Here is a 13124-nt window from a genome sequence, read left to right on the forward strand (position 1 = left end):
AAAATGCTCTCAAGGCTTGACTTCACGGTATTGATTCATCACAATATGGCACTTGTTTACGGGCTGGTGATGGTTACACCAGTTTACTGGATTGACCACAGCCCGCCCAGACCAACTTATTTTCAAGGAGTGCAAGAGTGGCAAACTCTGCTCAAGCTAAAAAACGTGCGCGCCAAAACGTTAAAGCGCGTAAACACAACGCAAGCTTGCGTTCTATGGTTCGTACTTACATCAAACGTACTTTAAGTGCAATCGCTGGTGGTGATTATGCTGTTGCTACAGAAGCTTACAAAAAAGCTGTTCCTGTAATCGACCGCATGGCTGATAAAGGCATCATCCACAAAAATAAAGCTGCTCGTCATAAGAGCCGTTTAAATGCTCAAGTTAAAGCTTTAGCTAACTAATTGAAGCATGTAAAAAAAGCCCAACAGGGCTTTTTTTATTGTCTATGTTTTTGTGTTTACTGTACTTTATGGAACTCAGAAACATCTAACTCGTAAGTTTTGCCTCTCCAAATCCACTTTAATTTACAATTTGGAAATTCATCACCTTCAAACCATACAAACAGCCCTTCCATCATGGCAGGCCAATCTGCTTTTTGTATTTGGTTATTGCCCGAAATTACTGCAACAATCGCTGCAATAATTGTGTCGTGACTTACAGCTAAACTTAGACCACTTTTTGTTTTAGGATGAGTTTGATAGATCAGCTCTAATACATCTAATACGCCAGTAATTGGATGTTTCATACCCGGTAAGGCATTGTTCACAAAGCTATTAATAAAACCAAGTGCCCCTTGTTTACGGAAATAAGGCGCCGCCTGCTGAATATCCAGTACAAAGCTACCAGGTTCAACCAACAAACCTTGTTCAACTATTTCAATTGTATGTGTATTCGGCTCAGGACTCACCCCATCTGCTCCTTCAATCATAAGTGCAGCAGTGTCTACACAACGTTGAATTGGGCTAGAAATGCAATGTTGAATTACACGATCCGTGTTTTTAATTAAATAGCTACCCCATTCCTGAGCAAGCTCACGTCCTTGCGGTGTAAGCTGGAGGTCGTATCCTGCCAAGCCTTGCCCGTCTACCAGCTCTCTTAAGGAGTGACGTGTAAAAAGAGTTACAGGGGTCGAAGCATCAGGCAATAAATCAATTGCTTCAAACATGCTTTTAGGCAATAAATCGAGTGCCATTTTTATCTTGTCATCTTTTCTCAATATTTTGCCACTATAGCATGTCTACAATAACTCTCAATCCAAAACACCTGATTGAGCTAAAGCTTCAAATGCTATTTTTTTGCTTTCCTGATCACGAAATGCGATAAAGCCCCCATTTAATACGGTATCACGCTGGTTATATTCAAAGGGCTTACCTGTTAGAGTGAGTAAACCTCCACCTATACTTTCTAATAATCCTTGACCTGAGCTGGTATCCCATTCTGATGTCGGATGAAATCTAGGATAAATATCGATCTCTCCTTCTAACATCATACAAAACTTATAAGCGCTGCCTGCTTCACGTCGAATTACGGTACGAATCTTTTCAATAGGTTCAATGAATTTCTGATATTTCGGATTTTTACTACTATGACTTAAACCAATTTGTACAGGAGCTTGTTTTGAATAAGGTGTTTTTTGATATTGATACCATTGTTGTTGGCTAAAGCTATATTTAAAAGGTAAATCTTTTAAATAACCTAAATAAACAACTTGCTCACATGGCACAACAATCACCGAAAAAATCGTTTCACGCCCTTCAATCAAACTCAAGTTTATCGTGAACTCATCTCGCTCATGTATAAACTCTTTTGTACCATCAAGTGGATCTAGCATCCAGCAAGAAGACCAAGCATGGCGAGCACTATAGTCACTTTCTTCTGACAAAACCGGTAACTCAGGTGTAATTTCTGCAAGATGCTTTAATAAAAAACGATTTACCTTTAAATCTGCTTGCGTTACAGGTGAATCGTCATGTTTTTCTTGAATCGTAAATTCATATCCAGCCGAATAGTTTTGATATTCTTGTAATAAGATTTGGCTAGCTTCTTCCAAGATTGGTAGTAGCTGTTCAATTAAAGCATCATTGGGGCGAGTTGTTGTTATAAACATAAATAAGCTCTATTTACTTTCCTTTTCATTATAAGTGAATTATGACAAATTCAATATTCACCAACAGTCTAGTATCCTTACAAAAAGGCTTAAATTTTTATTAAGAACACTATTATTCCATCAACAGCTGAATCTTTATATTTTAACTTGATCAGACGCTTATTACTCAAGAGAAAGCCTAGTTAATTTTTGTATAGAAAATATGCTATAACTTATGAAAAATAAACAACTTAAAGTAAATTCAACCATTTCTTTTTCACGCATTTCTTGCTATGTTCAATAGCACAATAACAAAATGGAAGACTAAATATGATGCTATATGGATATCACTTCTCAACAATTGAAAATAACTGGGAAGACCTAACTCCATTAAATGAGTTTTTACAAACATTTGCAGATGATGATGGTGATGTCTCCCAAAGAGATAAAGAATCACTTAAAGAAATCATTGCTAAATCCGATACAGCTTTGGCCTTAGCTAAAGAAATGGGTTGGGATGGCAGCTATACAGGCTGTCCTTATTTATTTTGGTTACCAAGTAAAAATACGCAATCTTTTGAATATGGATTTGTTTTTAAACAAACCTCAGATAACTCAACTTTTGTAATCTCACCAATTGAATTGGCTTATCTGGCGCAAGATGAGCAGGTACAAACTTTAAGTAAGAATATTGATTAAATCTCAAAGGTTATTGACTTAAAAATTAAGCCAATAACCTAACTCCAATGTAGTTATTCAAACATACTTAATTGAGGTGTAGGTTTTATAATCCTCTCTTTAGGAACATGTAAACATTCAAATTCCTCAACAGGAAAACCTTCAATAAAACTGGAAATATCTGGTGTTTCTAAACTTAACCATTCATCTAAACGGTCATGTGGAATCACAATTACCGATCTTTTAACATCACCCGGTTCATGGAAGTCTTTCATCATGGGATGATCAATCGCATCCATGGTTAACATACTCGCAGAACGGACAATCGTTTCATTCATTTTGCAAATTTCATAGATTGCTGCGATAAAAAAAGCCTGCCCATCTTTACGGCGTACGCCCCACCGCTCAGGTTTATCATTTATATATTTACTCTCATAAAACTCCGTCACGGGTATTACACCGAACTTACATTTAAGAGCAGCTTCTTGAAAACTCGGTTTTTGGAAAATTGTTTCATGACGAGCGTTATAAGTATGTTTTGCTATGTTCGTATCTTCTGCCCATTTAGGAACCAAACCGAACATGACTTCACGCCACTCAAAACCTTGCGGTGATTTGAATAACAATGGCATTGTCCCACCCGGATAAACCTCATCGGCATAGCTAAAGCCGACCACAGGCAACTGAAGTTGCTGCAATTGGGCAAGAGTTAAAGGCTTAAAGTTGGCACACATAGCAGGAATAAAATACTGTACTTTTACATCTCTTATTTTATAAGTATTTATTCTATAAACCAAATAAAAAGGCACTTGAAAGTGCCTTTAACGACATAACTTTACGCTTACGAAACGTGCTGAATCCCTTGTGGAATAGCCTGCAATAGTCGTTTGGTGTAGTCATGTTGCGGATGTGCATAGAGCTCATCCGAGTTGGCGATTTCAACAACTTCACCATGATTCATGACCATAACCTGATCGGAGATATATTTCACAACCGACAAGTCATGTGAAATAAAAATATAACTAAGCCCAAACTCATCTTGTAAGTCTTGTAATAAATTAAGTACTTGTGCCTGAACTGAAACATCTAACGCCGAAACAGATTCATCACAAATTAGAATTTCAGGCTTTAGCGTTAAGCAGCGCGCAATCGCAATACGTTGGCGTTGACCGCCCGAGAACTCATGTGGGTATCGATAATAAGCTTGTTCAGGCAGATTCACTCTCTCAAGTAAACCAAGCGCAATTTGCTTACGTTCCGCATCATCTTTACCAATTCCATGAATTTGCATAGGTTCCAATAAGATCTGCCCAATCGTAAAGCGTGGATTTAGTGAAGCATATGGATTTTGAAAGATGATTTGGATCTTCCTTTGATATTTGGCAAACTCTTTTTCAGTTAAAGAAAGAATATCTTTACCTTCAATTAAAGCCTGCCCCCCAGAGGCTTGATGTAAGCGCATGAGCAATAACCCAACAGTCGTTTTACCGGAGCCCGATTCTCCTACCAAACCAAGCGTTTTTCCTTTAGCCAGTTTAAAAGAAACACCTTTTACCGCCTGAAATTCTTCTTTGCCAAACAATCCTTTACGACTATAAAAGCTTTTTTTCAGATCTTTTACTTCTAAAATAATTTGCTCATCGCCATTTAAACCACGTTTACGCTCAGGAATTTCTGAAACATCAAAGCTTTGCTCTACCAATATATTGTTTTCTTGTCGCATAAAATCACTGGTTACAGGCAAACGATAAGGTCTTTGTGACATTTGAGGACGACAGTAAAGTAAGGCTCGGGTATATACATCTTTAGGCTGTTCCAAAACTTGTTCAGCGGCACCTTGCTCTCTAATTTCACCATGACGCATCACAATCACTTGATCTGCAATTTCACCAACCAAAGCCAAATCGTGAGTAATAAAAAGCATCGACATTTGTCGGCGCTGACGCAATGATTCAAGTAAATCAATAATCTGTTTTTGAATGGTGACATCAAGCGCTGTAGTCGGTTCATCGGCAATCAGTAGTTTGGGCTCACAAGCAATTGCCATTGCAATCATGACACGTTGCTGCTGCCCACCCGAAAGCTGGTTAGGATAAGCATCAATTTTCGTTTCTGGTGAAGGTATACCGACTTCTTTAAGCAACTCTAAAACACGTTGCCGCGCCTGTTTTCGGCTCATATCCATATGTAAACACAACACTTCTGCAATTTGATTGCCAACCGTAAAAACCGGATTTAATGATGACATCGGTTCCTGAAAAATCATGGCGATATCTTTACCACAGATTTTTCGCATCTCTGTACGCGATAAGCCAAGCAAGTCTTTACCTTCAAAAATAATCTTACTTTTCTCATCAATCTTGCTTTGGCCCACAGGTAATAAACCCATAGTTGCTAAAGAAGTGACAGACTTACCACTACCTGATTCACCAACCAAAGCTACAGTCGTATTGGTCGGAATATCAAAGGAAATTCCTTTCACAGTTTCGATATATTGTTTATCTTCACCTTTAAAGCTTACACGTAAGTTTTCAATGTGAAGTAATGGGGTCTTTTTTTCTTGTTCTGACATTTGGATTTCCTCTTATTTTAGTTTCGGGTCTAATGCATCGCGTAGCGCATCAGTAAACATTGAAAATGCCGTAACCAAAACAGCCATTGCGACAGAGGCTGCGACAAGCTGCCACCACTTACCTAAAAGAAGTTCACTTTGTGCTTCATTTAACATACTGCCCCAAGACACTACACCTACTGGCACACCGAACCCTAAGAAACTCAAAATCACTTCCGATTTAATAAAAGAAACCACCAAAATAGACATTTGGACCAATGCAATATGGCTGACGTTAGGAAAAATATGAATAAACATGCGGCGAAAATGCCCGACACCAATGGCTTTAGCTGCAAGTACATATTCGCGTGCGGTATGTTTCATATATTCAGCACGAATTAACCGATAGACACCTGTCCAGCCCGTTAAGCCTAAAATCAGAACAATAGATAAAATGCCCTTTTGTTGTAGTACAGCAGCAATCGCAAGAACTAATAATAAATATGGAATGGAAGTAAAAATATTATAAAACCAGTTGAGAATATCATCGACCCACCCACCAAAATAACCTGAAACTGCCCCTAAAAGCGTTCCTAATGTGACTGCCAGTAAGGCAGAAACAAGCCCTACAATAATTGAAGTTTCAGCGCCTTTAATGGTTTTTTTAAGGACGTCTTGCCCCCATTTGTCAGCACCAAAAATTAGGGTACTTTTTAGTTCACTTTGCTGATCAAGTAAATGTCCACCGAGTTGCTGATCAATTGCTTTCATATCATCAGCTAATGGATCAACTACACCATAATAATCAATTGCACTTCCAGAGCTCTTTTCTTGTTTGATTTCAGCCTTGAGTTGGTGAATTACGTCTTTTAAGGGATCGACTGGATTTTCCGGTAATTCCTCATCTACAGCGGCTGTACTTTTCAAAGCTTCCGTTGTCTTATCTGCACCTATAAATGTAGGAGGCGCATAACTGACAGCAACTTCTTTATTCCAATCAGATGCAATCACACCCGTTAGAGATAGTATTAATACGATCAAATAGAACAACACAACAATGAGCGATGCCATTGCAATTTTATCGGCCCGAAGGCGACGCATGGCAAGTCGCCATAGCCCCGCTGAAGCAGGAGCGGTCTGGGTTTCTAACTTTCTTTTTGGTAAAACACTCAGCATAACTCACCTACTTCAACTGTACACGTGGATCAACCACTTTGTAGACCAAGTCCGCAATCAAATTAAAAATCATGGTTGCAGCTGCAATATATACAGTAATGGCTTTGATGACAGGAAAATCACTACGCTCTACAGCAATAATCACTTCACGACCAATACCGGGAATACCAAAAAAGCGTTCAATTAAAAATGCACCTATCAATAATGCCGGTAAATTTGACATCACATCAGTAATAATCGGAATTGAGGCATTACGTAGAACATGCACACTTAAAATTCGGCTTTCCCCTACACCTTTAGCACGTGCGGTTCTCACATAATCCTGATTTACCTCATCAAGCACAAAGCTACGATATAAACGTAAAGTAGGTGCAATACTCACCACCAGCATGATTAGAATTGGTAGTAAGGAAAACTTAAATAAATTGTCGGTAAAACTATCGCTCCATCCCTGTACTGGAAACCAGCTCAGTTGATAAGCCAGAACATATTGAAAAACAATAATGTAAACCAAAATACTAATCGACATCCCGATGGTACATAACATCATGACCATACGATCAGTTAGAGAGCCACGTACCGCCGCTACAGCCAATGCTAAAATAATTGAAATAACTGTTTGTAAAATGGTGAGTGGAATTAAAAGTGTGAGCGACGGTCCTAATCGGGTTAAGATAATTTGTGAAACGGATTCACCTGTGCTCCAACTTGCGCCATAGTCAAAAGTAAGAATTTGCTTAATAAAAATCCAAAGTTGAACATAATAAGGTTGATCAACACCTAACTGTTTACGGATATTTTCAATCTGCTCAGGGTTAGACATCTTACCTGCCAAAATATAGGCAGGATCTCCACCGACCCAATTAAATAAGATAAAAATAAGCAGCACTACTCCCAACATGGTCGGAATCATCTGCCATAAACGCCGAATAACATATGCCAGCATAGTGATAATTCCTTATTTAACCCGTTGTCCGGTAATTTCGTTAAAGAATGCTTTATTGTCAGGATCACGACCAAGGAAATCTTTAACCAATTCAGCTGCCGGTTTTTGGCTACCCTGCGATAAAATCGTCTGACGATAACGTTGTCCCACTTGTGGGTTATTCAGGTTGTCACCATAAGCAGAAAGCATGTCTAGCGCTAAAACCTCAGACCACATATAACCGTAATAACCTGCCTGATATCCACCCATTAAATGCCCGAACTGTCCAGGAAACTCTGTTGTTGGCACATATCCTAAGGCTGTAGCAGCTTCCATTTTTTGCCAAGTTTCTAAAGGTTTTACTTTTAAGGCACCTGCCGTATGAAGTGCCATGTCATATTGTGCATAAAGCGTCTGACGCGCATAACGCAAACCACGGCCATAATTATGTACTGCTTTTAAACGGGCAATTAATTCATCGTCAACACGTGGACAAGCTGGATCACAATAATCGGCCACTTTAGATAAGGTTTCTTTACGGCGTGCCCACTCTTCATACATTTGAGAAGGTGCTTCTACAAAATCACGCTCGACAGAAGTTCCGGACTGACTTGCATAGCGTGTGTTTGATAAGATGCCATGTAAAGCATGACCGAACTCATGTACAAAAGTTTCAAGCTCATCACTATTTAAACCTTTACGGTTAAAGTTGGTCACCAATACTGAAATCGGTAATCGGTTGGTTAAAGTGCTGCCACCATATACTCCCCAAACTGCTGCATGGCCGTATTTCCCTTCACGGGGGAATTTATCCATATATAAGCCACCAAGGAGTTTTCCTGTCTTTTTATCAACTACATCGTAATATTCAACTTCATCCTGCCATGCTTTAACTTTGACAGGTTTAAAATCAATACCGTAAAGATCAGATGAAATAGCAAATAACCATTTTTGTGCGGCTAAAGTCGGAAAATAATCACGAAGCTTTTCCTGATCAATTTGATATTTACTCTTACGAAGTTTTTCGCTCCAGTAAGCTTCACTCCAACGCGTTATCTCGGTTTTGTCTAACGGCGTCTTTAAGGTTTGTGCTTTAAATGCACGAAGCTCTTCTACTTCTTTACGTTCAAGTGGTGCTACAGTTTTTTGTACTTCTGCCAAGAACTTGTTTACAGCCTCTGGTGTTTTTGCCATTCGGTCTTTTAAAGCCCAATCTGCATAACTCGCTTTTCCAAATAATTGTGCAAGTTCATAACGTAAATCTATTGCCTGTTTGAGTAGTTTTAAATTTTGTTCAGTTCCACGTCGCGTAAAAGCGATTTGATATCTTTTTCGAGCATCATCATTATCCGCTAGCTCCATAAATGGACGATATTCCGGATACTCAAAACCTAATAGATAGTTACCTTTAGCATTTTTCTTTAACCCTAAAATATAACTTTCTGGCAGCCCTTTCATTTCTTCAGGAGTAAATTCAAGTTTTTCAGGGTTATCACGAATATTGCGGTTATATTCTTGTTCGAGTTTAGTCAACTCATCCAGAATAGCCTTCATTCTTGCGCGTTTTGCTGGTTCTAACTGAACCCCTGTGTCTTCAAATTGATCCAGAATATCTTGACGGTATTTCTGGTCAATCGGATCATTTGCTTTTGTATTTTTAATTACGTTATATAGTTTTGAATTTTGGAAGATATCAGTATGAAACTGATTAATTTTGATTTCGCAGTCTTCGGCTGCCTTACGTAATTTCGCATCTGGGTCGACGTTACTATATAGACCTATGGGCCCCGAAAAATCTTCAAGATGAGCAAAAATTTTATCCCACTTGGCTAATATCGGAGCAGCGGCAGCATCGTTTTTAACAGGCGTTTTTTCAAAACTAGAAATCTCTTGCTGAATTTTTTTTAAATTAGAATCACACCATGCTGGGAGTTGCTCTGCTTTGAGTAATGGTAATGTCGCACGCGTCACTTCAGCCGATGCAAATTGACTTATACCTATGGTCAACATACATAATGTAGTCATTTTCAGTGTATTATTTTTCATCGTATCTCCAATTTTTTTCATTTAATGATTAGATTTCGTATTTGTATCAATATCGAAGTACATCCATTCAGCATGTAAAATCGGATGCTTCTTATATCCAATAATTCGTGGTTGGGCCAACATATTGCGATAGCGTGCATAAGACATTTGCACAGGCATATAAACCTCTAACAAGCGCGTCATTTTTCGATATAACGCATCTCTTTCTGGGCCTGGCTTCACTTGTTGAGACTGGCGGTACAACTCATCAAACTCTGGTATCGAACCACAAGACCAGTTAGTCATATGAGTATTTGGACCATAAAAATTCTGCATAAAATTATCCCCATCTGGATAATCAGCGATCCATGCAGAAGAACCAAACATTCCCTCACATTGTTTTTGTGATCGAAGTAAGTCTGAAAAAAGCATTGGCTTATACACCATGCGAATATGTAGGTTATCGAAGTTTTTCTTCCAAAGTTCAGCACTTTGTTGGCCAATACTGTCATTGCGCGCTTTATATTCGACCACGAGCGGCTTGCCGTTTGGTTGTGTACGCCAACCAGAAGCATCTTTTTTGTAGTGATATCGATCCAACAGCAGATTGGCTGCTTTTACTGAATATGGTGTACTGCTTCTATACTGTGAGTCATATCCCACTACACCAGGTGGAACTGGGAAATGAAGACGTTCTGCATCACTATTCCTTACCAATTTAATCTCTTGATCTATTGAACGGGACATCGCAATAGCACGGCGTAAGGCAATTTTTTCTTTACTCATTCCTCCAACAACGGGATCTTTGAGATTCCAATAGATATAACTAATTTCTGGATCAACAATACGAGATAATTGCACGCCTTCTTTTGCAAGCTCGGGTCTTAATTTACCGTCTTTAATCGCTTTTGAAACTAATTGCCCTTCAAGCTGAATGATATCTACCTCACCACGCTGGAATGCTAACCATCGTGACTGGTTTTCTTCCATGACCTGAATATCAATTGTGCCGATTTGAGGCATTTGTTTACCTTTAAGGCGCTTTACAATTGCTTCATCCCCGGGGCTACTGGCATTAAAGTTCCAAATAAAACCTCGATATTCAGGATTTGCTTTTAAAACAATACGTGAGGCAGGTATCCACTTACTGAGCATATAAGGTCCAGTTCCTACTGGATGCCCCATAACAAAACCAGCTTTATCTTTATATTTCTCGATGACTTCGCGTGCCACCGCACCTGTCGGATCATGAGCCAGTAATAAAGGAAAGTTATAGTCTGGTTTTACTAACCGAATCACCAAAGTGTACTTATCAGGTGTTTGTAAACCACTTACATTTTGATCGTAATTAAATTTTCCGGATTTATTGGCTGCTTTGACTAAAGCATTCATACCTTCAATTTTATCTTCCAATAACCAACTATTGGGTGAGCGTAAATTCGGGTCTAATAACCGCTTAAAAGAATATGCATAATCGTAAGCTGTTAACTCTCTAGGTTTACCTTTAAACGCTGGGTCGGCTGTAAAGTAAATACCCTTCTTAATATGAATGGTATAAGTCAGACCATCTGCACTCACTTCTGGCATAGCCGTAGCCACGTGTGGGATTAATTTTGCTGGTCTTGCCAAATAGTCATAGGTATATAAAGTTTCAAATATAGATGTGAGTACATGCGCTGAATATAAGTCATGTACATAAGCTGGGTCGAAGCCTGTTTCAGCTGTTGGGAATACATAACGCAAAACTTTATTTGGATCGGCTGGGCTTTTCGCAAAAATAGATATAGAACCCGTTAAAGCCATTCCGGCAAAGAATAGGCCGACACTACAGTGCTTAAGCTTTTGTTTTAAATTTTCGGTCATGATGATCTTTATCTAAAATTATTTTTTAATAGGGGTAATATCAAGATATTGCCAGTTTGTATTCATCATTGGGTGAGCTTTAAACCCCTGAACTTGAGGCTGTATCAACCAATTACGAATTCGTGTTACATGAATAATCCAAGGGTTATCAGCTTCTATCTGACGGTTAAGTTTTTCGTAATATGGGAGCCGTTGTTGAGGTGGTAAATGAATGGCCTGAGTATAAAGAGCATCATAGGTTTTAGACTGATAACAAGCATGGTTTCCCTGCCCAGCATTTGGTCCATATAGTAATTGTGCAAAATTATCTCCTTCAGGATAGTCAGCAATCCATGCACCGCTCCAGATCATATATTTACATTGAGTAGCGGCTTTTAAGTTATCTGCAAAGTTACTTACCTTAAAGTCAGCTCGAATGCCAATCGCATCTAGATTTTTTTTCCAGAGTTCTGAATGAATAACCGATGCTGAGCTATTTTCTGTATTGATTTTTAAAATTAAAGGTTTGCCATTTGGTAAGGTCCGATAGCCATCAGCCGCTTTTTTATAACCATAATAATCAAGTAGTTTATTTGCTAACAGCGGATTATATCCTACGCTACTTTTATATTTAGGGTTATATCCGTTTACACCTTCAGGTATAAACATTTGTGATCTAACAGCCTGACTTTTATATGCCTGTTTTATGCTTTCTTTTTGATTGTATGACAGAGTAATTGCTCTACGAAGCGCTATTTTTTCTGGGCTAAAACCACCGATCACTGGATCCCGCATATTCATCATAGTATAGGTAATCTCAGGATCCTTATTTGGATAGTGCTTAATTCCTCTCTTCTTAAAAGAAGCTTTAAGCTGATTTCCATCTAAAGCTTGAGGAACAGCATTCGCTGTGAGTTTATCAAAGTCTAGTTGTCCAGACTGAAAAGCTAACCATCGTGACTGCTCTTCTTCAATAATACTGACCACCACCTTGCCAACTTGTGGCATTTTCTTTCCAGACATTTCCTTAACAAGATGGTTATCCCAAGGTGTTCCTGTTGACTTAAAATTCCAGACAAAACCACGATAATCAGGATTAGCAACTAACTCGACCTTACTTCTCGGTACATATTTACTTAACATATAAGGACCAGTACCTACGGGATGCATACCAATACGGTCACCGTAATAGTCAACAACCTCTTTAGCAACAGCACCAAAAGTAATATAGGCAAGAATATAAGGAAAATTAAAGTCTTGGCGAGTCAAAGTAAATTGTAGAGTATATCGATCAAGAGCTTTAACTCCAGCAATCGGAGTAGCATAATCAAATTTTCCAGTTTTTTTTGCTTGAGCTACAACCGCATCGGCACCTTGTAACTTACCATCAATAAAAGAAACAGAAGGCGCTCTATTTTTAGGGTCTAAAATACGTTTAATTGTATAGACGTAGTCTTCAGCCACCAACTCACGGCGTTTACCTTTAAAAGCTGGATCATTGGTAAAATAGATACCTGGCTTAATTTTAAATATATAAACTTTACCGTCTTGTTCCACTTTGGGCAGGCTTTCTACAGTATTGGGAACTAACTGTAATGGACGCGCTAGATAGTCATATTTGAGTAAAGGCTCAAAAATTGCCTCAGCAATACTAGCACTATAGAAATTGGTGGTTTTGACCATATCGAAACCATCATCTGGGGCCTCATAGGCAACATGCAAAATTTTGTTTGGTTGCGCTGGCGTAATTGCGTAAGCACAAGGAACTGATGTAATAGCCAGACTTAAAATGGCGAGCTTAAAAAATTTTAATTTCAAGTTCATACCCACGTAATTAG

At 38.7% G+C, this 13124-nt stretch carries 11 protein-coding genes; 2 read left to right on the forward strand and 9 right to left on the reverse strand.

Features of this window, described 5'->3' with window-relative positions; translation table 11 throughout:
• Positions 1-137 precede the first annotated feature (137 nt).
• Positions 138-404: a 30S ribosomal protein S20 gene (gene rpsT, locus MKL36_RS05310; protein WP_000013652.1), complete on the forward strand. Its 267-nt coding sequence runs from the start codon at positions 138-140 to the stop codon at positions 402-404.
• A 56-nt stretch (positions 405-460) separates the two neighbouring features.
• Here rpsT and MKL36_RS05315 read toward each other — a convergent pair whose 3' ends face one another.
• Together MKL36_RS05315 and MKL36_RS05320 are read right to left on the reverse strand one after the other, a co-directional pair.
• On the reverse strand, positions 461-1195 hold the full coding sequence (locus tag MKL36_RS05315; protein WP_001162376.1) for a histidine phosphatase family protein: 735 nt from the start codon (positions 1193-1195) through the stop codon (positions 461-463).
• Positions 1196-1252: 57 nt separating this feature from the next.
• Positions 1253-2110, reverse strand: a complete 858-nt coding sequence (locus tag MKL36_RS05320; protein WP_000471057.1) for a 3'(2'),5'-bisphosphate nucleotidase CysQ family protein — start codon at positions 2108-2110, stop codon at positions 1253-1255.
• A gap of 309 nt (positions 2111-2419) precedes the next feature.
• Here MKL36_RS05320 and MKL36_RS05325 point away from each other — a divergent pair, with 309 nt between their 5' ends.
• On the forward strand, positions 2420-2788 hold the full coding sequence (locus tag MKL36_RS05325) for a hypothetical protein (RefSeq protein WP_000979740.1): 369 nt from the start codon (positions 2420-2422) through the stop codon (positions 2786-2788).
• 53 nt (positions 2789-2841) lie between these two features.
• On the opposite strand, the gene MKL36_RS05330 is transcribed toward MKL36_RS05325, so the two are convergent.
• From MKL36_RS05330 to MKL36_RS05360, 7 genes are all read right to left on the reverse strand, one after another.
• The gene (locus MKL36_RS05330; protein WP_031945562.1) at positions 2842-3501 is read right to left on the reverse strand and encodes an SOS response-associated peptidase family protein; all 660 of its coding nucleotides are present in this window, start codon (positions 3499-3501) and stop codon (positions 2842-2844) included.
• 107 nt (positions 3502-3608) lie between these two features.
• Entirely contained in the window at positions 3609-5339 is a 1731-nt protein-coding gene (locus tag MKL36_RS05335) for an ABC transporter ATP-binding protein (protein ID WP_001295034.1), read from the reverse strand.
• A 12-nt stretch (positions 5340-5351) separates the two neighbouring features.
• Positions 5352-6494, reverse strand: coding sequence for an ABC transporter permease (locus MKL36_RS05340; protein WP_021510819.1), 1143 nt, complete (start codon positions 6492-6494; stop codon positions 5352-5354).
• A gap of 7 nt (positions 6495-6501) precedes the next feature.
• Positions 6502-7440: an ABC transporter permease gene (locus MKL36_RS05345; RefSeq protein WP_000881924.1), complete on the reverse strand. Its 939-nt coding sequence runs from the start codon at positions 7438-7440 to the stop codon at positions 6502-6504.
• A 12-nt stretch (positions 7441-7452) separates the two neighbouring features.
• Positions 7453-9486 (reverse strand): M3 family metallopeptidase, encoded by a 2034-nt coding sequence (locus tag MKL36_RS05350; RefSeq protein WP_021510820.1) that lies wholly within the window; start codon positions 9484-9486, stop codon positions 7453-7455.
• Positions 9487-11310, reverse strand: a complete 1824-nt coding sequence (locus MKL36_RS05355) for an ABC transporter substrate-binding protein (protein WP_086374121.1) — start codon at positions 11308-11310, stop codon at positions 9487-9489.
• A 15-nt stretch (positions 11311-11325) separates the two neighbouring features.
• A complete protein-coding gene (locus MKL36_RS05360; RefSeq protein ID WP_086374122.1) occupies positions 11326-13116 on the reverse strand; it encodes an ABC transporter substrate-binding protein in 1791 nt (596 codons plus the stop codon).
• Between the last annotated feature and the right edge of the window lie 8 nt (positions 13117-13124).

This window comes from Acinetobacter sp. AOR12_HL (assembly GCF_027855275.1).
GTDB lineage: Bacteria > Pseudomonadota > Gammaproteobacteria > Pseudomonadales > Moraxellaceae > Acinetobacter > Acinetobacter baumannii.